The organism is Streptomyces stelliscabiei (assembly GCF_014873495.1).
GTDB classification, from domain to species: Bacteria; Actinomycetota; Actinomycetes; order Streptomycetales; family Streptomycetaceae; genus Streptomyces; species Streptomyces bottropensis.
Window position 1 is genome coordinate 3,598,685 of the sequence record NZ_JADBGF010000001.1, and the last position, 24,647, is coordinate 3,623,331.

General features: G+C 71.3%; 16 protein-coding genes and 1 pseudogene. 8 read left to right on the forward strand and 9 right to left on the reverse strand.

Annotated features, from left to right (window positions below):
• Positions 1 to 46: 46 nt before the first annotated feature.
• On the reverse strand, positions 47 to 1,912 hold the full coding sequence (locus H4687_RS15655) for a SulP family inorganic anion transporter (protein WP_046919705.1): 1,866 nt from the start codon (positions 1,910 to 1,912) through the stop codon (positions 47 to 49).
• Positions 1,909 to 2,598, reverse strand: coding sequence for a carbonic anhydrase (locus H4687_RS15660; protein ID WP_046919706.1), 690 nt, complete (start codon positions 2,596 to 2,598; stop codon positions 1,909 to 1,911). Before H4687_RS15660 ends, H4687_RS15655 begins: the two co-directional genes overlap by 4 nt.
• 274 nt (positions 2,599 to 2,872) lie before the next feature.
• Between H4687_RS15660 and H4687_RS48690 the strand changes: the two are divergent.
• From H4687_RS48690 to H4687_RS15685, 6 genes and pseudogenes are all read left to right on the forward strand, one after another.
• Positions 2,873 to 3,230, forward strand: a pseudogene (locus H4687_RS48690) (response regulator transcription factor); the annotation flags it as partial.
• Between the two features lie 557 nt (positions 3,231 to 3,787).
• On the forward strand, positions 3,788 to 4,261 hold the full coding sequence (locus H4687_RS48695; RefSeq protein ID WP_408990240.1) for a winged helix-turn-helix domain-containing protein: 474 nt from the start codon (positions 3,788 to 3,790) through the stop codon (positions 4,259 to 4,261).
• Positions 4,258 to 5,850, forward strand: coding sequence for a sensor histidine kinase (locus H4687_RS15670; RefSeq protein ID WP_046918705.1), 1,593 nt, complete (start codon positions 4,258 to 4,260; stop codon positions 5,848 to 5,850). The genes H4687_RS48695 and H4687_RS15670 overlap by 4 nt, the downstream gene beginning before the upstream one ends.
• Positions 5,851 to 6,032: 182 nt before the next feature.
• Complete coding sequence (locus tag H4687_RS15675; RefSeq protein ID WP_046918704.1) at positions 6,033 to 7,193, forward strand: alkaline phosphatase PhoX; 1,161 nt, start codon at positions 6,033 to 6,035, stop codon at positions 7,191 to 7,193.
• 127 nt (positions 7,194 to 7,320) lie between these two features.
• Entirely contained in the window at positions 7,321 to 8,673 is a 1,353-nt protein-coding gene (locus tag H4687_RS15680) for a glycosyltransferase (protein ID WP_078907182.1), read from the forward strand.
• A gap of 176 nt (positions 8,674 to 8,849) precedes the next feature.
• The gene (locus tag H4687_RS15685; RefSeq protein WP_225966710.1) at positions 8,850 to 10,289 is read left to right on the forward strand and encodes a condensation domain-containing protein; all 1,440 of its coding nucleotides are present in this window, start codon (positions 8,850 to 8,852) and stop codon (positions 10,287 to 10,289) included.
• Positions 10,290 to 10,425: 136 nt separating this feature from the next.
• Here H4687_RS15685 and H4687_RS15690 read toward each other — a convergent pair whose 3' ends face one another.
• The 6 genes from H4687_RS15690 to H4687_RS15715 form a co-directional block, all read right to left on the reverse strand.
• Complete coding sequence (locus H4687_RS15690) at positions 10,426 to 10,779, reverse strand: hypothetical protein (protein ID WP_046918117.1); 354 nt, start codon at positions 10,777 to 10,779, stop codon at positions 10,426 to 10,428.
• Positions 10,780 to 10,939: 160 nt separating this feature from the next.
• Positions 10,940 to 13,240, reverse strand: coding sequence for an FtsX-like permease family protein (locus H4687_RS15695; protein ID WP_046918116.1), 2,301 nt, complete (start codon positions 13,238 to 13,240; stop codon positions 10,940 to 10,942).
• Positions 13,237 to 13,923 carry an ABC transporter ATP-binding protein gene (locus H4687_RS15700; protein WP_046918119.1) on the reverse strand — a complete coding sequence of 229 codons (687 nt, stop codon included), beginning with the start codon at positions 13,921 to 13,923 and terminating at the stop codon, positions 13,237 to 13,239. The genes H4687_RS15695 and H4687_RS15700 overlap by 4 nt, the downstream gene beginning before the upstream one ends.
• Before the next feature lie 64 nt (positions 13,924 to 13,987).
• Positions 13,988 to 14,407, reverse strand: a complete 420-nt coding sequence (locus H4687_RS15705; RefSeq protein ID WP_046918115.1) for a hypothetical protein — start codon at positions 14,405 to 14,407, stop codon at positions 13,988 to 13,990.
• A 259-nt stretch (positions 14,408 to 14,666) separates the two neighbouring features.
• On the reverse strand, positions 14,667 to 17,414 hold the full coding sequence (gene ppdK, locus H4687_RS15710) for a pyruvate, phosphate dikinase (protein WP_046918114.1): 2,748 nt from the start codon (positions 17,412 to 17,414) through the stop codon (positions 14,667 to 14,669).
• A 581-nt stretch (positions 17,415 to 17,995) separates the two neighbouring features.
• Entirely contained in the window at positions 17,996 to 19,216 is a 1,221-nt protein-coding gene (locus H4687_RS15715) for an ROK family protein (RefSeq protein WP_179860122.1), read from the reverse strand.
• A gap of 156 nt (positions 19,217 to 19,372) precedes the next feature.
• Here H4687_RS15715 and H4687_RS15720 point away from each other — a divergent pair, with 156 nt between their 5' ends.
• Together H4687_RS15720 and H4687_RS15725 are read left to right on the forward strand one after the other, a co-directional pair.
• Complete coding sequence (locus H4687_RS15720; protein WP_046918113.1) at positions 19,373 to 21,067, forward strand: MGH1-like glycoside hydrolase domain-containing protein; 1,695 nt, start codon at positions 19,373 to 19,375, stop codon at positions 21,065 to 21,067.
• Positions 21,068 to 21,117: 50 nt separating this feature from the next.
• Complete coding sequence (locus H4687_RS15725; protein ID WP_050398242.1) at positions 21,118 to 23,058, forward strand: amylo-alpha-1,6-glucosidase; 1,941 nt, start codon at positions 21,118 to 21,120, stop codon at positions 23,056 to 23,058.
• A 416-nt stretch (positions 23,059 to 23,474) separates the two neighbouring features.
• Here the strand turns inward: H4687_RS15725 and dusB are convergent, their stop codons facing one another.
• Complete coding sequence (gene dusB, locus H4687_RS15730; protein ID WP_046912919.1) at positions 23,475 to 24,629, reverse strand: tRNA dihydrouridine synthase DusB; 1,155 nt, start codon at positions 24,627 to 24,629, stop codon at positions 23,475 to 23,477.
• Positions 24,630 to 24,647: the final 18 nt, after the last annotated feature.

Consider the following 24,647-nt stretch of genomic DNA (forward strand, 5'->3'; position numbering starts at 1 on the left):
CCGCGCGAGAACCCCCACCGGGCCGCGGCCGCCGACGAGCCGAAGGTCAGTCCGCCCAGTCGCGCCCCCGGCGCAGCAGCGGCGGCGGGGCGCCCGGGACGTCCGGCACGGGGCGGGTGTCGAGGTAGAACCACTCCGCGTCGGGGCCGGGCCCGGGGCCGGGGGGCAGCGGTCCGGTGCCCCCCACCGCCGCCGTCCCGACCGTCGCGTAGTCCCACACCGGCGCCGGCATCGGCGTCGACACCGGGTCCGGCGCCGGCGCCGACGTGGCCTCCGGCTCCTCCTTCGCCCCCGGCGGCCTTGTGAGGTCGGGCATCAGCAGCTCCACCCGCACCCCCGCCCCCCGCTGCTGCGCCACGAACTCCTCGACCTGGCTGCGGCACGCATGGTCGAGGTGGGTCACCCCGAGCAGGTCGAGCCGGATACGGGGCTTGCCGGAGGCCGCCGCGCCCTCCAGCGCGTCGATCAGCTTCGGCAGCCGCAGGAACGTCGCGTTGCCCGCCATCACCACCTTCGCCGTGTCGTCCTCGATGTGCTGGCGGACGACGGTCTGCGACATGCGCAGCGCGGCCAGCACCACACCCGCCGCCAGTCCGAACAGCACCCCTTCGAGCAGCGCGGTCACCGTGATGACCAGCGTCGTCAGCGTCATCACCGCGAACTCGCCCCGGTCCTGGCGCCACATCTTCGGGAACTCGTCCGGCGCGAACAGCTTCCACCCGCTGTGCACGAGGACACCCGCGAGCACCGAGATCGGGATCAGTGCCAGCACCTGCGGCAGCAGCAGCGCGAAGGCGAGCAGCCACAGGCCGTGCAGGGTCCGGGAGAGGCGTGTCTTGGCACCGGCCTGGACGTTCGCCGAGCTGCGCGCGACGACCGCCGTGATGGGCAGCGCGCCGAGCAGACCGGCGATCGTGTTGCCCGCGCCCTGCGCGATCAGCTCGGTGTTGTAACGGGTGCGCGGACCGTTGTGCATCCGGTCCACGGCGGCGGCGGTGAACAGGCTCTCCGCCGAGGCGATCACGGTGAACGTGAGGATCGCCGTGATGATCCCGGCGTCGGCCAGCCCGGACAGCTGCTCCGCCCCGGGCACGTCCACGGACGCCGCCAGATCGCCGACCTGGAGCGTCTTGACCTCGATGCCCGGCAGGGAGGCGACCGCGATCCCGATCCCTACGGCCACGAGTGCGGCGGGCACCTTCCGGAGAGGCCCGGGCACCTGCTTCCACAGGAAGCTCAGCACGATCGTGACGACTCCGAGCCCGAAGGCGATCAGCGCCTGCGGATCGGTGACGGTGTCGGCGATCAGCCCGGGGACGCCCGCCATGTTCTCCAGGGGGGTGCCCGGCGCCTTGGAGTCCGACATCGGGTACAGCTGGCTGAAGATCAGCGGCAGACCGATGCCGGCGAGCATGCCCTGGACGACGGCGAGGGAGATCGCCTGGAACATCCGGCCCAGTTTCACCAGGCCCAGCACGATCTGGAGGAGGCCGGAGAAGAGGACGATCACGCCGAGCATCGCGACGCCGAACTCCATGACCGTCTCCGCGACGAGTGCCGCGAGCCCGGCCGCCGGCCCGCTGACCTGGAGCGTGCTGCCCCGCGCCGCGCCGACCACCAGACCGCCGATCACCCCGGAGATGATGCCCAGCTCGGCCGGCACACCGGAGGCCACGGCCACGCCGATACAGAGCGGCAGCGCCACGAGGAAGACGACGAGGGACGCGGTGATCTCCGTAGCGAAGTCGACCCGGCCGCCGGGGGCCATGGCGCGCAGGGCCGCGGCGGGGCGGGCGGCCGTGGCGCGGGGGCGCCGGGAGCCGTTCGGTTCCTGCGAGGCGTCCGCGGCCTCCGGGTCACCGGCCGCGGTCCGGGTGCCCGCCTCATGGCGTCGGCCGTGGGCGCCACTCATGAGTCGTGCACCTGGAAGTCGCCGTCGGCGTCCAGTTCGTGGATCTTTCCGGTGTCGATCTCGTAGTACCAGCCGTGCAACCGGAGCCGTCCGGCGTCGAGTTGCCGCCGGGCGCCCGGATAGTCGCGCAGCACGGCGAGCTGGTTGCGGATGTTGAGCTGGACGACCTCGCGCAGGGCGGGGTCCTCGGACGAGGAGGTGGTGCCCGGGGTACTGTCGCCGCCGGGTTCGCCGCCCTGTCCGCCGCCGCGTTCACCGCCCTGTCCGCCGCTGTGCTCACCGAGCACGGGTTCGAGCGCGGGACGGGCGTAGTCGAGCCAGGCGTCCACCCTGGGCAGGCCGGACAGGTCGGCGCCGTACGTCAGCGCGCCCATCGCGCCGCAGTGGGAATGGCCACACACCACGATCTCCTGAACGCCGAGCACCTCCAGCGCGTACTCGATGGTGGCGGCCTCACCGGAGGCGGTCCCGTACGCGTCGTGCGGCGGCACGATGTTGCCCGCATTTCGCAGTTCGAATATCTCACCGGGCCGCGCCCCGGTGATCAGGGCGGGAATCACCCGCGAGTCCGAGCAGGTGATGAACAGCGCCTCGGGAAATTGCCCGACGGCGAGTTTCCGGTATTCGTCGCTCTCGAAGTCGACCCGTCGCTTGAACGACCGGGCACGATCCAGCAGCGCCTTCATCCTGCCTCCCTGAAGCGGTTCCGACCAGCTCTTACGACCGTAGGGCGGCGATGACCAGAGGAAGGTTAAGCGAACACTAAAGCGGTGCCAGGTTTTCCACAGATTTCAGCCACACACCCCTTCTCCGCAGGTCGGGCCGCCGAATACAAGCGATTTCTGAGGGTCATTTCACAATGCTTCGGATTCCCCACGCGTTCTTGTCCGCTCTCTTGTAGCGTGGCGCCCCACAGCACGGGTCCCGTGTTGTCCCGACTTTCTGGAGAGACAGGCGGCCATGGGCGTACGAGTGCTGCTCATCGAGGACGACGAGACGATCGCCGAGCCGCTCGCCGACGGGCTGCGGCACTTCGGCCTGACGGTCCACCACGTGGCCACCGGTGCGGACGGGTTGAGAGGTCCGCACGGCGATGTCGTCCTGCTGGATCTCGGTCTGCCCGACATGGACGGCATCGACGTCTGCCGCGGTATCCGCCGGGTCTCCGACGTCCCCCTCATCATCCTCAGCGCGCGGGGCGAGGAGGCCGACCGCGTCCTGGGCCTGGAGCTGGGCGCCGACGACTACCTGGCGAAACCATTCAGCATCCGCGAACTGGTCGCCCGTATACGGGCGGTGTCACGCCGCCGCCGGCGGTCGACGAACGGGACCGCACCCGACGTGGTCGCCGGGGGCGTGGTGGCCGAGGCGGGGCCGGGGAGGGTCGGTTTCGGGGCTGAGAACGACTTCACGGCCACGAGCGCCTTCGAGGTGGGGGACGGCCTCGGGAGCGAAGGCGCGGGCACGGGCGCGGGCAGCTTCGGATCCGCTGAGTCGGGTGGTCTCGCCGTCGGGGCCGAGGGCGGTGGGGGACGTCCCGACGGTGGGGGCACGGGCCGCCGTAGGGCCGGTTTCGGTGTGGGGGCGCGTGGGCCGGAGTACGACTGGTCCGCCGCGCACGAGGCACCGGCACACGAGACACCTGCCCACGAGGCACCGGCGTACGAGACACCTGTGTACGAGGCACCGCCCACCCCCGTCGACCCGGTCTTCGGTGACCCGGCGTTCGACATCACCCCCGCGCAGGCCACACCCCCGCACGGCTCGCCGAGGTACGGAAGCCCGGCGTACGGCAACCCCGCCTACGCACCCTCCTCCTACGAACCCCCTGCCTACGCCCCCTCCGTCCCCCCACCCCCCGCCTACGAGCCCCCCATGTACGAACAGGCCCCGCCCGGACCGCGTCCCCCCACCGCCGGGCCGGCCGCCGGTGACGACGGCTCGGCTCCGCCGCCCGGCCCGTTGGTCGTGGACCGGCGGACCCGGCAGGTGTGGGTGGGCGAGGTGCCCGTCGCGCTGACGCCGAAGGAGTTCGAACTGCTGGCGCTGCTCACCGAGGACCCCGGCGCCGTGTACTCCCGGCAGCAGATCCTCAACCGCGTCTGGGACGACCACTACCAGGGCCCGACCAAGACGCTGGACGTCCATGTCGCCACCCTGCGCCGCAAGTTGGGCGACCCGGCATGGATCCAGACCCTGCGCGGCGTCGGCTTCCGACTGGCCGTGCGCGCCCCCGGGCAGGCGCCGGGGCAGGGCCTGCCCCAGAGTTCCGGGCCGGGGCGCGGCCGTGGCCTGGGCGCGGGCTCCGGGAGGCATCGCACCCCCGGCGCCAGGGCGTCGGCGTCATGACCCGACGCCTGCTGCTGAGTTACCTCAGCCTCGCGGCCCTGGTCCTGCTGGGCCTGGAGATCCCGCTGGGCTTCGTCTACTCGCGGGCCGAACGCGAGCGGATCGTCAACTCGGCCAACGACGAGGCCGAGTCGGTGGCCGCGTACGCGGCGCTCTCCCTCGCCGCCGGCCGGCAGGACGAACTCGTCGAGCGGGCCAGGCACTGCGCCGAGCGCATCGGCGGGAAGGTCGTCATCGTCGACGCCGGCGGAAGGCTGCTGGCGTCCTCCCACTCCCTGTCCGACGACGAGGAGCAGACCCTCCCCTCCCAGCCCGAGATCTCCGCCGCGCTCCGCGGCCGGGCCACGACGGACGTCCGTACGACGACGACCGGCGGCGTCCACTACCTGTCGGTGGCGGCTCCGGTCGGCCGCACGACGCCGAGCGCGCCCCCGAACACGACCACGGCCGCCGCCACGACCACCACCACGGCCATGACCGCCGCGCCGGCCCAGGGCGCCGTGCGCGTCACCCTCCCGACGACCATGGTGCACGCCCGGGTGTTCGCGGTCTGGCTGCTCCTGGTGCTGGCCGGGCTCGCGGTGCTCACCGGGGTCGCCGCGGTGGCGTTCGCGTTCGCGCGCTGGACCGGGCGCCCCATCCGGCAGTTGGAGGAGGCCACGCACCGGCTGGCCGAGGGCGGTGCGGCCACGAGTGTGGTGGTCACCTCGGGCCCGCCGGAGGTACGCAGCCTCGCGGCGGCCTTCAACACGACCGCGGCCCGCCTCGAACACCTGCTGGCCTCCCAGCGGGCCTTCGCCGGCGAGGCGTCGCACCAGCTGAAGACCCCGCTGGCGGCGCTGCGGCTGCGGCTGGAGAACCTGGAACCGGACATCGCCCGGCGCGCCCGGCCCAGCCTCGACGCCGCCGTCACGGAGACGGACCGGCTGGCCCGGATGGTCGAGGGTCTGCTGGCGATGGCCCGGCTGGAGGAGGCGGCGGCCGTCCCGGCCCGGGTCGACCTGGGTGCGGTCTGCGCGGAACGGCACCGTACGTGGGGGCCGTTGTTCGAGCGCGGTGGGGTCTCGCTGGTCCTGTTCGCCGGGGTGGTCGGCCCGGTGACGGCCGTCCCCGGCGCCGTGGAGCAGATCCTCGACAACCTCCTCTCCAACGCCCTGCGCGCCTCCCCCGCCCACAGCACGGTCACCATGGAACTGCGGCTCCACGTCCCCGCCCGCCGGGCCCTGCGCGATGCCCGGCCGCACTGGGTCGACCTCCATGTCACCGATGAGGGCCCCGGTATGACGCCCGAGCAGCGCGCCCGAGCGTTCGACCGCTTCTGGCGCGCCCCCGGCGCTCCCAAGGGCGGCACCGGTCTCGGTCTCTCCCTCGTCCAGCGCCTCGCGCACGCCAGTGGCGGGGAGGTGGCGCTGCGGGAAGCGGCCACGGGCGGGCTGGACGCGGTCGTCCGCCTTCCCTCGGCGGAGCCGCCGACCCATCCCCACGGACACGGGCAGGGGCATGGGCAGGGACAAGGGCACGGTCAGGGGCACGGGTCCGGAGGACGGCCGGGGAAACGACGCCGTGAGGCCCCGCCGCTGCCGGCGTGAACTGGCGCCGGCCCGCCCCTCCCCCTGCGCCACCCACGTCCCACCCATGTGCCATCCGTGAACGCCGCCGTAGAGTCACGGGTTGTCCATGCTCTGTCAATCAGAGTGCCCTAAGGTCCATCAGCGCGCGACCCCGCCGCCGACCGGCAGGCGGGCCGTTCGAAGTACCCCTTGGAGCGACAGTGGAACGTCGTACTCTCCTGCGCGCGGCCGTGCTCGGCGGCACATCGACCGCCTTCGGCGGAACCCTCTGGCGCGGCGCCGCGTACGCCGCGCCCGCCCAGCCCGGCGCGGGCCCGTACGGGGCGCTCGGTTCGGCCGACGCCAACGGCATCAGGCTTCCGGGCGGCTTCACCAGCCGGGTGATCGCCCGCTCCGGCCAGACGGTCCCCGGCACGTCGTACACCTGGCACAACGCCCCAGACGGCGGCGCCTGTTACGCGGACGGCAGCGGCTGGATCTACGTCTCCAACTCCGAGATCAACCCGTCCGGCGGCGCGAGCGCGGTGCGGTTCTCCTCGACGGGCACGGTCACGTCGGCGTACCGCGTCCTGTCCGGCACCCGGCAGAACTGCGCCGGCGGCAGGACCCCGTGGAACACCTGGCTGTCCTGCGAGGAGGTCGACCGCGGCTACGTCTACGAGACCGACCCGTGGGGCGTGAACACCGCGGTCCGCCGGGACGCGATGGGCCGCTTCAAGCACGAGGCGGCGGCCGCCGATCCGGTCCGCCGGGTGGTCTATCTGACGGAGGACGAGACGAACGGCCGCTTCTACCGCTTCGTCCCCACGACCTGGGGCGACCTGTCCGCCGGCACCCTCCAGGTCATGGTCGCGGGCACCGCCGCCTCCGGCTCCTACACCTGGGCGAACGTCCCCGACCCGGACGGCTCCCCGACGAGCACGCGCACCCAGGTCTCGGGTTCGAAGTCCTTCAACGGGGGCGAGGGCTGCCACTACGCCGACGACACGGTCTGGTTCACCACCAAGGGCGACAACCGTGTCTGGCAGCTCAACCTCGCGACCAACACCTACGAGTTGGCGTACGACGACTCCCTGGTCACCTCCGGCACGGCTCCCCTCACCGGCGTCGACAACATCACCGGGACCTCCTCCGGCGACCTCTACGTCGCCGAGGACGGCGGCACCATGGAGATCTGCCTCATCACCCCGGACGACACCGTCGCCCCCTTCCTCCGCGTCGACGGCCAGTCCGCCTCCGAGATCACCGGCCCCGCCTTCTCCCCCGACGGCCGCCGCCTCTACTTCTCCAGCCAGCGCGGCACGAGCGGCAGTTCGTCCGGCGGCATCACGTACGAGGTGACGGGCCCGTTCCGCACCTGATAATAAATCCCTACAACCGCACGCACCCATTCATCAAAAACCCATGAATGACCATCCCAGAAGTATTCGAACTCATCATCAGGCAAAACTCGTTCGAATTCTCTTCTGCTAGGTTCGGCGCGTGGTCATGCCCAAAGAATCGGGGCCGGAGAGCCTCGGAGTCGGCGCTCGCCCGCGCAAGGTTCTCCTGGCGGCATGCGGTACTCGCGGGGACGTACAACCCTTTCTCGCATTGGCCGTGGCGCTGCGTCGCCACGGCCATCACCCGTTATTGGCCGCCCCCTCCTCATACGCGTCCGAAGCCGCCGCGTACGGAGTCGATTTCGCCGCGATCGACGACGGCCCCACCAGAATCCTCGACGAGACGCCCACCCGCAGGGTCATCGACGACGGCCTGACGGGGGTACGCGGCAAAGTCGCGGCCGCCCGGACCGTCGCCCGCCTCAAACGCCTGCTCATCACTCCGCTGCGGGACGTGGCGGCCATCGCCCACGACCACGGCGACCTGGCGGCGGTGGTCCATTCGGCGGCGCTCCCCGCCCAGCACGTGGCCGACATACTGGACGTACCCGCCGTGGTCGTGGCGCTGCAGCCCGGCTGGATCCCCACCGACACCTTCCCCTGCCCGCTGCTGCCGCTCCCCCGCGTGCCGCGCCTGCTCAACCGGAGCACGTACGCCGTGGTCGTGGCGGCCCAGCGGTCCCGCGAGGTGGAACGCTGGCGAACCACCGAACTGGGCCTGCCCCCAAGCCGCCACGGTGCCCGGCGGTGGCTGCGGGACCCCGAGGGCAGGCGGCGCCCGGTCCTGCAGTCGTTCAGCCGGCACGTCACACCGGTCGACCCAGCCTGGGGCGACTCCGTGCGCACCACGGGTTTCTGGTACCTGCCCGCCCGCCCCGACTGGACGCCCCCCAGGGAGCTGGCCCGCTTCCTCGACGAGGGGCCGCCCCCGGTCTACATCGGCTTCGGCAGCATGACCGGCACCCGCGCCGACCGCAACCACGCGCTGGTCACCGAGGCGATCCGCCTGACCGGCGTCCGCGCGGTGGTCGCGACGGGCTGGGGCGGCATCGGCGCGGCGGCGGGCCCGTCCGCCTCCCCGGCCACGACCGGCTCCCCGTCACCGAACATCCTGACGATCGACCAGGCCCCGCACGACTGGCTCTTCCCCCGTACGGCCGCGGTCGTCCACCACGGCGGCCCCGGCACCGTCGGCGCCGCCCTGGCCGCGGGCCGACCTCAGGTCCTGTGCCCCCACATGGGCGACCAGACGCACTGGTCCGCCCGTATGCGGGCACTGGGCGTGGCTCCCGCCCCCCTCGCCGCCCGCACCCTCACGGCACACGGACTCGCGGAAGCGATCAGTACGGCGGTGACGGACCGGCACCTGCGACACCGGGCCGGTGAGATCGCCCCTCTCGTCCGGTCCGAGAACGGTGTCGACGCAGCGGTGAATTCCCTCTGCGCCCTTCTCACTTGATCAATTCAATATCCCCGGGGAATCCCCTGACTCCCCCTCCCGACTCCCGTCTCCGGAATCCGTCTCCCGAATCCCGACTTTTCCCCACGTCACGAACAGAGAGCCCCCGAGTGCTGCAGATTCCTTTCTCCGACGCCGACATCGAACCTGGGACCGTCATCTCCTGGTCCTTGCGCATGGAGCATTCCCCTCGGGACGGGAAGGATTCCTCTCCCGAATCGGCCTCGTCCCCGCTCAAGTCAGCGTCCTTCAATCAGGACAAGCACCACTCGTCCTCCGAGGCGACGCGGAGCACGAGCGACGGAATCGCCAGCTCGATCACGGTGACCTTCGAGATCGCGGGCCCGCTGGACCTCGGGGCTCTCGAATCGGCGCTCCTGCTCCTCGTACGACGGCACGAGGTGCTCCGCAGCGAGTTCCGGCGCCTGGCCGGTGACCTGAACTGCACGGCGCTGGCTGCCGAGTCCATCGTCCTGGAGGCGGAGGAGGTCGGTCGCTTCCACAGCGGTGACGACCTGCACACCCACCTCGACAAGACGTTCAAGAGCATCGACACGCTGTCCTGGCCGCTGTTCCTCATGGGCGCGGTGGTCCGGGAGGCGAGCGCCACGGTCTACCTCTGCTTCGACCACATCGTGTGCGACGGCCTGTCCATGCCCGTCGTCGTGAACGAGCTCCAGTCCGCGTACGCCGACCTCGTGGCCGAACGGAACCCGCAACTCCCCGCCGCAGGAAGCTACTTGACCTTCGGCGACGACCAGCGTCACCGCTATGCCTCCCTCGGCGCCGACGACGAGCGTCTGACGTACTGGAAGGACTTCATCCGCGGGAACGGCGGCTTCTTCCCCCGGTTCCCCTTCGACCTGGGCGTGCCGGGAGACCAGCTGTACCCCCTGGTGAACCGGGCCCTCCCGCTCCTGGACACCCCTGGCACCGATGCGCTCGCGGCGGGCGCCCGCGCAGCGGGGGGCAGCGTCTTCACGGCCGTACTGGCGGCCGCGGCGACGGCTCAGCACCGCCTCGGAGGGCCGGGGGTCTACCGGGGCCTGCTCCCCATCAGCGAGCGTGCGGACGAGGACGGCGGGGCCGCGGGAGGGTCGCCGAATCCATGGCAGCACTCCATCGGCTGGTTCGTGAACACGATGCCGATCGAGTTCCGGGTGGGTGAGGGCAGCAGCGACCACGCGGCCACGATCGCGCGGGCCCGCACGGCGTACGGCGAGCTGCAGCGGCACGCCGGCATCCCCTTCGTACGGGCGTGGGAACTACTGGCCCCCGAGTCCTTCACCCTCCACCACTGGCCGTTCCCGGTGAACTTCTTCTCCTACATCGACTTCCGCAGGACCCCCGGCGGCCACCGACACCCGCTCTGGAAGCCGATGTTGCACGTCTGGGCCGCCCGGGGCAACGGCATCAGCCACTGGTTCCACCGCACCGCCACGGGCCTTCACGTCAACATGCTGCACGTCGACACCCCCCAAGCACATGAGATCAGCGACGCCCTGCACGAGGAACTCGTACGGGTCCTGCTGGAGGTCGGGGGCGAGCGCGGCGCGGGCCGTCGGCCGGTGTCCATCCCCAGGCCGACCCGGCCGGCGACGACCGTGAGGAGCTGACCCGGGCGGCGGGGGCCGCGAGTGCGGCGGGGGGCGGCGGCGGCCAGGGCGGCGGCGGGCGGCCAGGGCGGCGGGGGGCGGCCCCCAAGCCCCCGCCCGTCACCCGTCACCCGTCACCCGTCACCCGTCACCCGGCTCATCGGAACTCGTGCACGACCTCGATCTCGCCCACGATGTGCGCGTTGAACTCCTCCAGTTCCTCCGCCGGGACCCACAGTTCGAGGATCGTCTCCCCGCCGGCCCGCTGTACCGGATACCGCCGCAGGAACTCCGTCCCGACCTCGAACCGCGTGACGTATCCCGCCCCGTCGTGCTTCACGTTCCAGTCCCGCGCGATCTTCACCGCGTACGCCTCGTCGAGGACCGGATAGAAGATCGGCTGCTCGGGAAGCCGGGGCGGCCAGGCCCGCCACCCCGTCTCCCGCACCAACTCCAACTCCACGGGCCCGGTGGGCCGCCACAGGGTGGTCGTCTCTCGCTGCGTACGCACGGGCTCGGTTCGCTCTCCGGACACACGGCGACCGCGGGTTCGGCCGGCCGGGGCCCGACGGTATCCAGAGACTCGGCGCCCGGGCCACAGGGTTTGTCCGACGCGGAAGGGGCGGCGCCCCACACGGGGTGCTGCCCCTTCCGCACTACCGCCGCGCCGCTCAGTCCCGTCGGATCAGCTCCGGGTCGATCCGTCGCCCGACGAGAGGCAGCGCCCCGGCAGCGGCCACCACCACCGCCCCGACCGCGCAGGCCAGCAGCAGCGGAACCCCGGCACCGTCCCAGTAGATGGCCCCGCCCCCGGTCACGAGATAGCTGGACTCGGCGAGCTTGCCCAGCACCACGGCCAGAGCGAGACCGACGGCCAAGGGAACGACCACCTGGGCGACCTGGACGGTGCGCAGGGTGCGCGGCCGGGCACCGAGCAGCGACAGCGCGGTGACCTGGGGCTTCCGCTCCACGGCACGGTCCGTAGCGGCCACCAGGTAGGCGGCGACCCCGATGATCAGCCCCAGGACCATACCGATGCCCAGAAGACTCTTCACCACGGTGATCTGCTGAAGAGAGGTGACGACGACACCCGGCGTCCCGACCTCCGTGGTCGGGTCCACACCCCCGATCCCGTCGAGGACCGCACGGACGGTTTCGGGGGCGGAGCTGCTGAGGAGGGTGAGGGTGGCGACGTCTGGGCGGTGGCCAGCGGGGATCGCGGATGGGGGGAGCAGGACGGAACCGCTGTGGAAGACCGGGATGTCGATGTCGTCGCTGAACCGAAGCACCTCGCGCGGCACCTTCACTTCCATGGCACGCCGTTGCCCTTCGTGCCGCAGGTCGAAGGAGAAGCTGGTTCCTGGCTTCTGGACCTCGTCCTGGAGCTGGGCCGGGTCCCACAGCCGCATCGGGCGACCGTCCACGCATCCATCAGCCTTCGCCACCATCGCACGCACCTGAGCGCAGGTGGCGACCACCGCTTCGAGCCTTGGAGCCCATCGATCGGCATCGGAAGGGGCCCGTGACAGCATCACGACCACGTGGCCACGGACACCCTTCACCTCTTCCCAGGCTTTCTGCCGGTCTGCCGAGGTCCCCGCGAGGGAGATGTCGTACGTCTGGACGGAGGACGTGTTCTTGGAGACCTGATCCAGCTCGATCAGCACGCCCTGCACCAACGACGCCACGAAGACCAGGATCACCAGTCCGGTCGCCACCCGCAGCGCGCCACCGGGTTCGGTCTCGTTGCGGCGCATGGCGAGCCCGAGGGAGACCGAGCGGGTGGAGGCGGCCACCTTCTGGGCGAGGGTGCGTGAGAAGACCGGCAGGAGCATCACGAGGCCGAGGCCGACCAAAACGACGGCGAGGGGCATGAGGATCGACGAGAGTGCGGTGTCCCTGGGCGGGTGCCCCGTGGCACCTGCCACGCAGTACCCGGCCACGATGCCCAGCCCTGGCACGAGTGGCAGCAGACCCCACTTACCCGGCGGCTTCTCCACGGCGCTGCGCCGCACCGCCAGCGGATTCGCCGCGGCTTTGCTGGCGCTTGCACGGCCCACGAACCAGGCGAGCGCCGGGCAGCCGACCAGGCAGACGAGAGCTGTGGACAGGGACAGCGCACCGTCGGAGGGGTACCACTTGAAACCGGGCAGACCGACTCGCGAGACGAGTTGATTGACGATCGAGTAAGCGCCCAGGCCCAGCACGGCACCGAGCAACGCGGCAGCGACGGTCTCGGCCGCATTGACTCTCTGCGTGCCCTTCCTGCTCAGGCCCAGCAGTCGCAAGGCAGCCAGCCGTCGGACCCGGGCAGCCGCCGAGAGCCGGGCGCAGACGGAGAGGAACACAGCGAGAGGGAGCAGTACGACGCCGGCAAGGGTGAAGCGCACGATGTCTAGCGTCGAGGGTTCCACCGTGGGAATGTCGGGGTAGCTCTTGCCGAACGTCGTCACACGCCGGCCACCGCCATCGAGTTCGTCCACATCGACGCCCACGTACGCGTACAGCTCGTCCGGGTGCGCCAGTCCTTGGGCGCTGATGGTCCCCACGTACGCACCCGGCAGGAGCTGGCCCAGGGCGGGTTCCCTCTGCAGCTCTTCGCGCAATCGGGGAGACACGAACAACTCGCCTGGGGCGGGGGTTTCGGGAAGACCGGGGGGAGGCTCGATGCGCTTGGTGCCTGCGGCAAGAAAGACTCGGGTGAGGGGTTCTCCACCGTAGGGGTCTCTCCTGGTGAGTTCGAACGCGTCTCCTCCGGAGACAACGCATTTCGGTCTGCTCACCTCCCGGATGCAGTCCGGGGCACGATCCGCTTTGCGGCTGTCCTGCGCGTCCAGGATCCCCGGAATCGCAAGGACGACAGCCAGGCAGCACACCCCGATGGCGCTCCCCCCGACCATGAGCAGAAATCGCACACGGCTGCCACGTCCGGCCCCCAGTAACAGCCTGAGTCCTAGTAGGAGTTCCTTCACGACACCTCCCGTACCTCGGCCGCGAGGATGCCGTCGCACATGGTGAACCGGATGTCTGCCTGTCCCGCTACCTGAGCATCGTGCGTCACGAGCACCACGGCCGTCCCCTGGGAACGGGCGAGAGTCAGGAACTCCTCCAGTACGGCAGCGGCGTTGGAGGTGTCGAGCGATCCGGTCGGCTCGTCGGCGAAGACCACTGCGGGCCGGTGCACCAACGCCCGGGCCACCGCGACCCGCTGGCTCTGACCGCCGGAGATCTGTGAAGGGCGTCGCTCACGCAGGTCTGTGAGACCGAGCCGTTCCAGCACCTCTCCGGCTGCGGCGAGCGCCTCTTTCTTGCGTTGTCCAGCGAGCCTCAGTGGAAGGGCGGTGTTCTCCTCCACCGTCAGCTCCGGGAGCAGTTCGCCGTACTGGAAGACGAACCCGAACTTTTCCCTGCGCAGCTCACTGAGCTCCTCGTCGTCGAGTTCAGCCAGCCGACGACCTTCGAACCGAACCTCGCCGCGAGCGACCGGCAGCACACCGGCCAGGCAATACAGGAGAGACGACTTACCGGAACCACTCTGGCCGGTGATCGCCACGACCTCGCCCCGGCGCAGGGAAATCTCCGCGTTCCGGACGGCAGGAGTCTGACCGTAGAGAAGGTCGACCCCCTTGGCGGAAAGGACTTCTGATGTATCGATCTCGTTCCCCCAGGAAGAGCACGAGCCCAGGCGGGAGCGCCTGGGCTGTGGGTACGGGAATGACTCAGTCACGAAGGAACTGGAAGTCCACGGCCGGCGAACAGTTGTCTGGGCGCAGAGATCCACGGTCCCGGCACACTCGCATGCTCGCGTCGTCCGTGTACCGCTGAGCCCCACTCCAGTCCGAGTGGTTCAAGCGGACCGAGCTCCGTTGCCTCCCGTAATACCGGGCCCAGCCGTGCCCTTCGACCCTGACCTGCACGTAGACGTTGTGACCGTCACCGGGCTTGGTGTCCCGGAGCACCCCGGACCACTCGAAGGCTCCGTGGTTGGTACCTGGGGGGTTGAACTTGTAGCGCCCGGCGAAGAATTCGGCGCCCTTCGTGTCCAGCACCGGGATCGCTCCGCGCTGTGCGGCGAGCGCGGCTCCCGCTCCCGTGAGGACCAGTCCTGCAGCCATGATCCCGGCAATCGCCCTCTTCATACGCACCTCCGCACCGACGGCAGCCCCCATGGCCACCACGAGTCACAGAATGTAACTGCACGAGCACGCAAAGAAACGATCAGTCTACCCAATCACCACCGAATCAGGTGATCTTGAAGCACGCCCCCGCGCAACCAAAAGGGCGGCACCCCCCCGCACGGGATGCCGCCCTCTTCGTGATCCGGAACCGCCGCCCATCGGTGAGGGTCGGTCGGGGACGAGCGGTGGTTCCGGGGTCTTGTGCCGTGCCTGTCAGGGATCAGCGGTGGTCGCTGCCTGTGGACTGCGAGGCCGCGCGGCCGGCCTCCAGGCGGGCGACCGGGATGCGGAAGGGGGAGCAGGAGACGTAGTCGAGGCCCACCTCGTGGAAGAAGTGGACGGACTCCGGGTCACCGCCGTGCTCGCCGCAGACGCCGAGCTTGAGGTCGGGGCGGGTCGCACGGCCCGCCTCCACCGCCAGCTTGACCAGGGAGCCCACGCCGTCCTTGTCGATCGTCTCGAACGGGCTGACGCCGAAGATGCCCTTCTCCAGGTACGCCGTGAAGAAGGAGGCCTCGACGTCGTCGCGGCTGAAGCCCCACACCGTCTGGGTCAGGTCGTTCGTGCCGAAGGAGAAGAACTCCGCCGCCTCCGCGATCTGGCCTGCCGTCAGGGCGGCGCGCGGCAGCTCGATCATCGTGCCGATCGACAGCTTCAGGGCCACGCCCGTCGCCGCCTCGACCTCCGCGATCACCGCGTCCGCCTCCTCGCGGACGATCTCCAGCTCCTGGACCGTGCCGACGAGCGGGATCATGATCTCGGCGCGCGGGTCGCCCTTGGCGTTCTTGCGCTCGGCCGCCGCCTCCGCGATGGCCCGCACCTGCATGGTGAAGAGACCGGGGATCACCAGGCCGAGGCGCACACCCCGCAGGCCCAGCATCGGGTTCTGCTCGTGCAGGCGGTGGACGGCCTGCAGCAGGCGCAGCTCGTTCTCGTGGGGCTCCTGGCGGGACTCCGCGAGGGCGACGCGGACCGAGAGTTCGGTGATGTCGGGCAGGAACTCGTGCAGCGGCGGGTCGAGGAGACGCACCGTCACCGGCAGGCCGTCCATCGCGGAGAAGAGTTCGACGAAGTCCTGCTTCTGGAGCGGGAGCAGCGCCTTCAGGGACTCCTCGCGCACGGCCTCCGTGTCGGCCAGGATCAGCCGCTCGACCAGCTCACGGCGGTCGCCGAGGAACATGTGCTCCGTACGGCACAGGCCGATGCCCTGGGCGCCGAAGCGGCGGGCGCGCAGCGCGTCCTCGGCGTTGTCGGCGTTGGCGCGGACGCGGAGCCGGCGCTTGCGGTCCGCGAAGGCCATGATCCGGTGGACGGCCTCGACCAGTTCGTCGGCGTCGTTGGCGCCGGCGTGCATGCGGCCCTCGAAGTACTCGACGACCGGGGACGGGACGACCGGGACCTCACCCAGGTAGACCTTGCCGGACGAGCCGTCGATGGAGATGAGGTCGCCCTCCTCCACCACATGGCCGCCGGGGACGGTCATCCGCCGGCGCTTGGTGTCGACCTCCAGCTCCTCCGCGCCGCACACACACGTCTTGCCCATGCCGCGCGCGACCACGGCCGCGTGGGAGGTCTTGCCGCCGCGCGAGGTGAGGATGCCCTCGGCCGCGATCATGCCGTCGAGGTCGTCGGGGTTGGTCTCACGGCGGACCAGGATGACCTTCTCGCCCGAACGCGACCATTTCACGGCCGTGTACGAGTCGAAGACCGCCTTGCCGACCGCCGCGCCCGGGGAGGCGGCGATGCCGCGGCCGACCTGCGCGACCTTCGCGTCCTCGTCGAAGCGGGGGAACATCAGCTGCGCGAGCTGGGCGCCCGTCACCCGCTGCAGGGCCTCCGCCTCGTCGATCAGGCCCTGGTCGACGAGTTGCGTGGCGATACGGAAGGCCGCGCCGGCGGTCCGCTTGCCCACGCGCGTCTGCAGCATCCACAGCTGGCCGCGCTCGATGGTGAACTCGATGTCGCAGAGATCCTTGTAGTGGTTCTCCAGGGTCTCCATGATCTGCATCAGCTGGTCGTACGACTTCTTGTCGATCGCCTCCAGCTCCGCCAGCGGGACGGTGTTGCGGATGCCCGCCACCACGTCCTCGCCCTGCGCGTTCTGGAGGTAGTCGCCGTAGACGCCCTGGTGGCCGGAGGCGGGGTCGCGGGTGAAGGCGACGCCCGTGCCGGAGTCGGGGCCCAGGTTGCCGAAGACCATCGAGCAGACGTTGACGGCCGTGCCGAGGTCGCCGGGGATGCGCTCCTGACGGCGGTAGAGCTTGGCGCGGTCGGTGTTCCAGGAGTCGAAGACCGCGTGGATGGCGAGGTCCATCTGCTCGCGCGGGTCCTGCGGGAAGTCCCGGCCGGCCTCGGTCTTGACGATCTTCTTGAACTTGGTGACGAGCTTCTTGAGGTCGGCCGCCTCCAGCTCGGTGTCGACGACGACCTTCTTGGCCGTCTTCGCCGCCTCCAGCGCCTCCTCGAAGAGGTCGCCGTCGACGCCGAGGACCGTCTTGCCGAACATCTGGATGAGCCGGCGGTAGGAGTCCCAGGCGAAGCGGTCGTCGCCGGCCTGCCGGGCGAGGCCCTGCACCGACTTGTCGGAGAGGCCGATGTTGAGGACCGTGTCCATCATTCCGGGCATCGAGAACTTCGCGCCGGAGCGGACCGAGACGAGGAGCGGATCGTCGGCCTGGCCGAGCTTCTTGCCCATCTTCTCTTCGAGCGCGGCGAGGTGGGAGGTGACCTCGTCACGCAGTGCCGCGGGCTCGTCGCCGCTGTCGAGGTAGACCTTGCACGCCTCGGTGGTGATGGTGAAGCCGGGAGGCACGGGGAGACCGAGGTTGGTCATCTCGGCGAGGTTCGCGCCCTTGCCGCCGAGGAGGTCCTTGAGGTCCTTGTTGCCTTCGGTGAAGTCATAAACAAACTTCACGCCCTCAACGCTCTGAGCTACGTGGCCTACGTGGGGATCTTTGTTTTCCGACACAGGTCCCAACTCCTTGAGGACGCGGTGGCTGCCCTGACGGCCAGGAACATACCCAGATCGAAGGCTCCTGGGTACGTCCACTTGCGCGTCATGCGCCTGTAACCACCCGTCCGCCAGTAGATCGAAAGTCAAGGCTTGGCAAGGAACAGTGCCGCGATGTGTTCACCTCTTGAACGCGACCCCGCCCAACAGGCCTGCAAAGCGCTCACCTGAGCACCATTCGGCACGCCTGAGTTCGCTCGATGAACGATCAAAGGGTGGCACCGAGTGCCACCCTTTGAAGTCGCGGAACCGCCCATGATTCGCTCATCTGAGCGCAAGCCCTATCAAGGGTGGCGAGAATCACGCCCTCCGGGCAGCCCGGATTTCACCATGCGGACCAGTGCTCGGGACAGAAACACGCTCGTCATCCCGTCCAGCCATACGAGTCTGGCCGCTCGGGTCCGCTCATACGGGTCCGCTCATACGGGTCCGGTCGTACGGTCCGGTCGTACGGGTCCGATCACTCGGTCCGGTCGTGCGCGTCCCCTCGGCCGGAGTGGCGAGGGCGGGCCCACCGGCTCAGGAGGGCAGCGCCCGCCTCACACCCCCAGCGCCGCCAGCCGTTCCTCGGCGCGCTCCGGCGCGTACAAGTACTCGACGACCTGCGCCGCCGCCCCGACGAGGCCCGCCCGCTCCCCCAGCCGGGAGGTCACCACGTCCAGGTGGGCCGTGGAGCGGGGCAGGGCGCGCTGGTAGAGCAGTTCACGGACGCCGGTGAGGAAGGGGGTTCCGGCCAGATCTCCGGCGATCATCAGAACGCCCGGGTTCAGCAGGGTCACCACCGTCGCCAGCACGTCCCCGACGGCCCGGCCCGCTTCCCGCGCGAGCGCGGTCGCGCCCGGATGCCCGGCGGCCAGCAGGTCGCGTACGTCCGAGCCGGATGCCGCCGGCACCCCCGCCTCCGCCAGCCGTCGCGCCACGGCGCCGCCGCTCGCGATCGCCGCGAGACAGCCGAACGAGCCGCACTTGCACAGCGCGTCCGCGCCCTGCGGGACCCGGATGTGGCCGATGTCGCCGGCGCCGCCGTCGATGCCCCGGTATATCGAACCCCCGACCACCACGCCCGCGCCGATGCCCGTGGACACCTTGACCAGCGCGAAGGCCGAGCAGTCGGCGTAACCGGTGCGCTGTTCGCCGTACGCCATCAGGTTGGCGTCGTTGTCGACGAGGACCGGGACGCCGGCCGGGCCGCAGGCGTGTTCGGTGAAGGCGCGGGCCAGCCGGCCTCTTATGTCGTAGCCGTCCCAGCCGGGCATGATCGGCGGCTGGACGACGCGGCCGGTGTCACTGTCGACGGGGCCGGGCACGGCGAGGCCGATGCCGCAGACCGCGTGCGCCGGGCGCCCCTCCTTCGCGAGCAACTCGGCGAACCAGCGGCCCAGTTCGTCCAGTACGGCGTCGGGGCCCTCGTCGATGACCAGGGTGCCGGTGTGTTCGGCCTGGATCTCGCCGGTGAGGGAGACGAGGGCGGCCCGGGCGTGGCGGGTGTCGAGGTCGGCGGCGAGGACGAGGGCGTGCGCGTCGTCGAACTCCAGGGTGATGGAAGGGCGTCCGCCGAGCGGGGAGTCGACGGGGCCGCCGGCGCCCTCGCGGAGCCAGCCCGCGCGGAAGAGACGCTCCAGACGCTGGCCCACGGTCGCCCGGGACAGGCCGGTGGCCTGCTGGAGCGCGCCACGGGTGGTGGCCCGGCCGCTGCGGACCAGTTCCAGCAGATCTCCGGCACCGGCATGACTGCCCACCCTCACGGCCCTTCTGCTCATGCCGCCATTGTCGCGGCCCCTACGGACATTCACTCCCGCGCACCCTCTTGCGTTCACCAACTCTGCATTACATATTGAGTTTTGCGTGTTAAGTAGACGTAACCCTACGGTAGCTACTGCCGAACCCGTCGGCACCTTGCTCTCCAGGAGCCCTGCGTGGATCGCACAACCCAGCTCACCGCCCGTCGGCCAGGGACAGGCGCGCACGTCGGCGGCGGTGTATACGATCCGGTCGCGCCGGCGACGGCGGCGACCGCCCCGACCGGCTCTGTCGGCTCGACCGGCTCGACCGGCTCGACCGGCTCGACCGGCTCGACCGGCTCAGCCTTCTCGACCGGCTCAGCCTTCTCGAACGGCTCAGCCTTCTCGAACGGATCGCTGCGCCGCGCGGCGGCGCGGGTGCTGGCCGACAACTGGACGGGCCGGTCCACGGTGCCGTCGCGCACGCTGTATCCGCACCAGTGGTCGTGGGACTCGGCGTTCATCGCGATCGGGCTGCGCCATCTGTCGCCGCTGCGGGCGCAGACCGAGCTGGAGACCCTGCTCGGCGCGCAGTGGGGTGACGGGCGGATCCCGCACATCGTGTTCAACCCCTCCGTGCCGCTGGACGCGTACTTCCCGAGCCCCGACTTCTGGCGCTCCTCGACCGCGGGACGCGCCGCGGGCGCCCCGCGCACCACGCAGACCTCGGGGATCGTGCAGCCGCCGGTGCACGCGCTGGCGGCGTGGCTGGTGCACCGGGCGGACCCCGGGCTCTCCCGGGCGCGCGGTTTCCTGGCCCGGATGTATCCGCGGCTGGCCGCCTGGCACCGCTATCTGCTGCACCGCCGCGACCTGGGCGGGGGCGGCCTGGTGTCGGTCGTCCACCCCTGGGAGCAGGGCATGGACAACAGCCCCGCCTGGGACGCGCCCCTCGCCCGGATCACCCCCGCCCCGGCCCGCTCCTTCCGCCGCGCCGACCTCGACCACGGCGCGGCCGAGGACCGGCCGACGGATCTGGACTACGGGCGGTACGTGCGCCTCGCGGCGGACTACCGGGACGCCTGGTACGCCGACGGGCAGGGCGGGTTCGCCGTCGAGGACCCGGCCTTCAACGCCCTCCTCATCGCCTCCGAACACGCCCTCGCGCGTATCGCCAAGGAGCTGGGCGCCCCCGGGACCGCCCGGCACGCACGGGCGGAGCGCCTGACGGCGGCGCTGGTGGAGCGGCTGTGGGACCCGGCGCGGGAGATGTTCCTGTGCCGGGACGTCACCACGGACGCCCTCGTGCCGGAGCGCGGCGTCTCCGGTCTCCTCCCCCTCCTGCTCCCCGGCCTTCCGCGCGACATCACGGCCGGGCTCGTGCGGACGCTCCACGGCCCGCACTTCGGACTCGGCGCGACCACCCGGCTCGTGCCGTCGTACGACCTGACCGGGGAGGCCTTCGATCCGCACCGGTACTGGCGCGGGCCCGCCTGGTTCAACACGAACTGGCTGCTGGAGCGGGGGCTCAGGCTGCACGGGGAGACGGGCCGGGCCGACGCGCTGCGGGCGGCGCTGCTGGAGATCGCGGGGGCGTCCGGGTTCGCCGAGTACGTGGACCCGTACACGGGCGAGGCCTGCGGGGCGCTCGGCTTCGGCTGGACCGCCGCGCTCACGGTCGACCTGCTGCACGGGGACGACCGGGACCACGGCCGCGACCACGGGCACGGGCACGGGCATGACGGGGGCCATGTCGATGGACGCGCCGACGGCCTCGACCACGGGTGGCATCACGGACCGTACGACGAGCGCCAGCGCGACGACGAGGTCGTGTTCGGCATGGGTGACGACATCACTGAGGACATCACTGACGGCATGAGTGACGCGTGAGTGACGGCAGGCATGAGTGACGGCATGAGTGACCAGGGAGGGGACCGGGGATGACGGACCGGCATCACCTGCTCGTGCGCGGCGGGACGTTCGCCGCCGTGGGCGACGGCGGCGACATCAGCGGGGTGCGGGGCGGCAGCGCACCGGACGGGCTGTTCGTGCGGGACGCCCGGCATCTGAGCCGGTGGCAGCTGACCGTCGACGGGGCGGTCCCCGAGACGCTCACACCGGTCGCCGACGGGGACACCGCGCGCTGTGTGCTCGTGCCCCGGGGCGGGCGCCGGGAGCCGCCCGCGTACACGCTCTTCCGTGAACAGGCCGTCTCCGACAGCGCGTTCGTGGAGACGCTGCGGGTCACCAGCAACCGTCCGGTGGCGACGACCGTCCGGATCGCGATCACCGCGGACGCCGACTTCACCGACCAGTTCGAGCTGCGCTCCGACTTCCGTACCTACGCCAAGAGCGGTGTCGTCAGGAAGCGCGAAGTCCTCGACGACGGTGTGGAGTTCAGCTATCGGCGGGGCGAGTGGCGGTCGTGCACGACGGTGACGGCCGAGCCCGCGCCGGACGGTGTGGAGGAGACCGGGACGGGGGCGCGGCGCCTGGTCTGGGCCCTCGATGTCGCGCCGCACGGCTCGGTGGAGCTGACCTGCCGGGTGATGGCGCGGCCGCACGGCGACCGGCGGGCCCTGCGGGTACCGCGCTCGCCGGGCGCCGAGCGGGAGCGGCTGCTGGCGGTGGAGGGCGAGTTCATGGAGGGCGTGGCGTTCCCCACCGGCTGGCCGGAGCTGGCCGCCGCGTGTGCGCGTGGGCTCGCCGATCTGGCCGCGCTCCAGGTGCCGGCGACCGGGCCGGAGGGTGAGGTCCTGCGGGTGCCCGCCGCCGGGGCGCCGTGGTTCCTGACCCTGCTCGGCCGGGACGCCCTGCTCACCTCGCTCTTCACGCTCCCCTACCGGCCGGAGCCGGCCGCCGCCACCCTGCTCGCGCTCGCCGCGGCCCAGGCGACGGAGGTCGGCGTCGGCTCGGTGGCCCAGCCCGGCAAGATCGTGCACGAGGTGCGGCACGGTGAGCTGGCGCACTTCGGGCAGGTGCCGTACGGGCGTTACTACGGCTCGGTGGACGCCACGCCGCTGTTCCTCGTGCTGCTCGGCGCGTATGTGGAGCAGACCGGGGACGTCACCCTCGCCCGCCGTCTCGAAGCGCAGGCGCGGGCCGCGGTCGGCTGGATGCTCGACCACGGCGGGCTCACCTCGCGCGGCTACCTGGTCTACCGCGCCGACCAGGGCGGCCTCGCCAACCAGAACTGGAAGGACTCCCCCGGCTCGATCTGCTCCGCCGACGGCAGTCGGCCCGCCGCCGGGCCGGTGATGGCGGCGGGTGCGCAGGGGTACGCGTACGACGCGCTGCGCCGCACCGCCGTCCTGGCGCGCACGGTGTGGGAGGACGAGGTGTACGCGGCGCTGCTCGAACAGGCGGCGGGTGATCTCCGTGACCGTTTCCAGCGGGACTTCTGGATGCCGCGGCACGGCTTCCCCGCGCTGGCGCTGGACGGTGAGGGCAGGCAGGTCGACGCGCTCGCCTCGGACGCGGGGCATCTGCTGTGGTCGGGGCTGCTGGACAAGGAGTACGGGAAACTGGTGGGCCGACGGCTCCTGGAACCGGACTTCTTCTCCGGGTGGGGGGTGCGGACGCTGGCCGCCGGGCAGCCCGCGTATCACCCGCTGTCGTACCACCGGGGTTCCGTGTGGCCGCACGACAACGCGCTGATCACGCTGGGGCTCGCGCGGTACGGGCTGCACGACGAGGCCCGGACGGTGGCCTCCGGCATGGTGGACGCGGCGACGGCGGCGGGGCATCGGCTGCCGGAGGTGCTGGCCGGGTACGGGCGGGACACGCATCCGGAGCCGGTTCCGTATCCGCACGCGTGTGTGCGGGAGTCGCGGTCTGCGGCGGCGCCGTTGGCTCTGCTCACTGCGGTCGGCGGAGCGTGAGCGCTCCGCTGGGTGGGGTGGGGGGCGGCGTTGTTGTGTGGGGTGGTGGATGGGTGCGGGTTCGTCGCGCTCGCGGCGCCTGACAACTCGGGGGGTGCGGGTGCTTGGGCGGGTGCCGGTTGTGGAGGGTTGCTCGCGCCGTTCCCCGCGCCCCTGGCGGGGCGCGTGCCCGGTGGCGCGGGCTGCGCCTGACAGCTCGGGGGGTGCGGGTGCTTCGGCGGGTGCGGGTCCTGCGTGGTTGCTCGCGCCGTTCCTCGCGCCCCTGATGGGGCGCGTGCCCGGTGGCGCGGGCTGCGCCTGACAGCTCGGAGGGTGCGGGTGCTTGGGCGGGTGCCGGTTGCGGGAGGTGCTCGCGCCGTTTCTCGCGTCCCTGGCGGGGCGCTCAGGTCGGCCGGAGCGTCGGCAGAACGGGGCGGCTAGCCGCCGGACGTGTCCTGTTCGGCTTCCTCTCCTACGCCCGCGCAGTCGTACGGGTCCTTGAGCCAGCCGTCCGGCAGGACTACGCGGTTGTTGCCGGAGGTGCGGCCGCGTGGGCCGTCGGCGCCGGTCGGCCAGGGCTGGTCGAGGTCCAACTCGTCCAGGCCGGAACGGAGTTCGGCGAGGGAGGAGGTGATGGCGAGGCGTTTGCGCATCTCGGAGCCGACCGCGAAGCCCTTGAGGTACCAGGCCACGTGCTTGCGGAAGTCGACGACACCCTTGGACTCGTCGCCGCTCCACTCGCCCAGCAGGGTGGCGTGCCGGACCATGACGTCGGCGACCTCCCGGAGCGCGGGCCGCGCGAGATCCTCCGTGCGCCCCTCGAACGCGGCCACCAGGTCCGCGAACAGCCACGGCCGCCCCAGGCAGCCGCGCCCGACGACCACGCCGTCGCAGCCGGTCTCGCGGACCATCCGCAGCGCGTCCTCGGCCGACCAGATGTCGCCGTTGCCGAGGACGGGGATCTCGGGGACGTGCTCCTTGAGACGGGCGATGGCGTCCCAGTCCGCCGTGCCGCCGTAGTGCTGGGCGGCGGTGCGGCCGTGCAGGGCGATGGAGGTGACGCCCTCCTCGACGGCGATGCGCCCGGCGTCGAGGTAGGTGATGTGGTCGTCGTCGATGCCCTTGCGCATCTTCATGGTGACCGGGAGGTCACCGGCGCCGCTCACCGCCTCGCGGAGGATCGCGCGGAGGAGGTTGCGCTTGTAGGGGAGGGCGGAGCCGCCGCCCTTGCGGGTCACCTTGGGGACCGGGCAGCCGAAGTTGAGGTCGATGTGGTCGGCGAGGCCCTCCTCCGCGATCATGCGGACGGCCTTGCCGACGGTCGCCGGGTCCACGCCGTACAGCTGGATCGAGCGCGGCTTCTCGGTCGCGTCGAAGCGGATCAGCTGCATGGTCTTCTCGTTGCGCTCGACCAGCGCCCGCGTGGTGATCATCTCGCTGACGAACAGGCCCTTGCCGCCGCTGAACTCCCGGCACAGGGTGCGGAAGGGCGCGTTCGTGATGCCGGCCATGGGGGCCAGGACGACGGGCGGGGTGACGGTGTGCGGGCCGATCCGCAAGGGGGCCGGCGCGAGGGAGACGGGCGTGGACATTCCCCCATTGTCGCGCAC

Coding starts and splice junctions, on each gene's coding strand:
- H4687_RS15655 (WP_046919705.1), bottom strand. CDS start 1,912: ATGAGTGGCGCCCACGGCCGACGCCATGAGGCGGGCACCCGGACCGCG.
- H4687_RS15660 (WP_046919706.1), bottom strand. CDS start 2,598: ATGAAGGCGCTGCTGGATCGTGCCCGGTCGTTCAAGCGACGGGTCGAC.
- H4687_RS48695 (WP_408990240.1), top strand. CDS start 3,788: ATGTACGAACAGGCCCCGCCCGGACCGCGTCCCCCCACCGCCGGGCCG.
- H4687_RS15670 (WP_046918705.1), top strand. CDS start 4,258: ATGACCCGACGCCTGCTGCTGAGTTACCTCAGCCTCGCGGCCCTGGTC.
- H4687_RS15680 (WP_078907182.1), top strand. CDS start 7,321: ATGCCCAAAGAATCGGGGCCGGAGAGCCTCGGAGTCGGCGCTCGCCCG.
- H4687_RS15685 (WP_225966710.1), top strand. CDS start 8,850: ATGGAGCATTCCCCTCGGGACGGGAAGGATTCCTCTCCCGAATCGGCC.
- H4687_RS15705 (WP_046918115.1), bottom strand. CDS start 14,407: ATGAAGAGGGCGATTGCCGGGATCATGGCTGCAGGACTGGTCCTCACG.
- H4687_RS15715 (WP_179860122.1), bottom strand. CDS start 19,216: ATGAGCAGAAGGGCCGTGAGGGTGGGCAGTCATGCCGGTGCCGGAGAT.
- H4687_RS15725 (WP_050398242.1), top strand. CDS start 21,118: ATGACGGACCGGCATCACCTGCTCGTGCGCGGCGGGACGTTCGCCGCC.
- dusB (WP_046912919.1), bottom strand. CDS start 24,629: ATGTCCACGCCCGTCTCCCTCGCGCCGGCCCCCTTGCGGATCGGCCCG.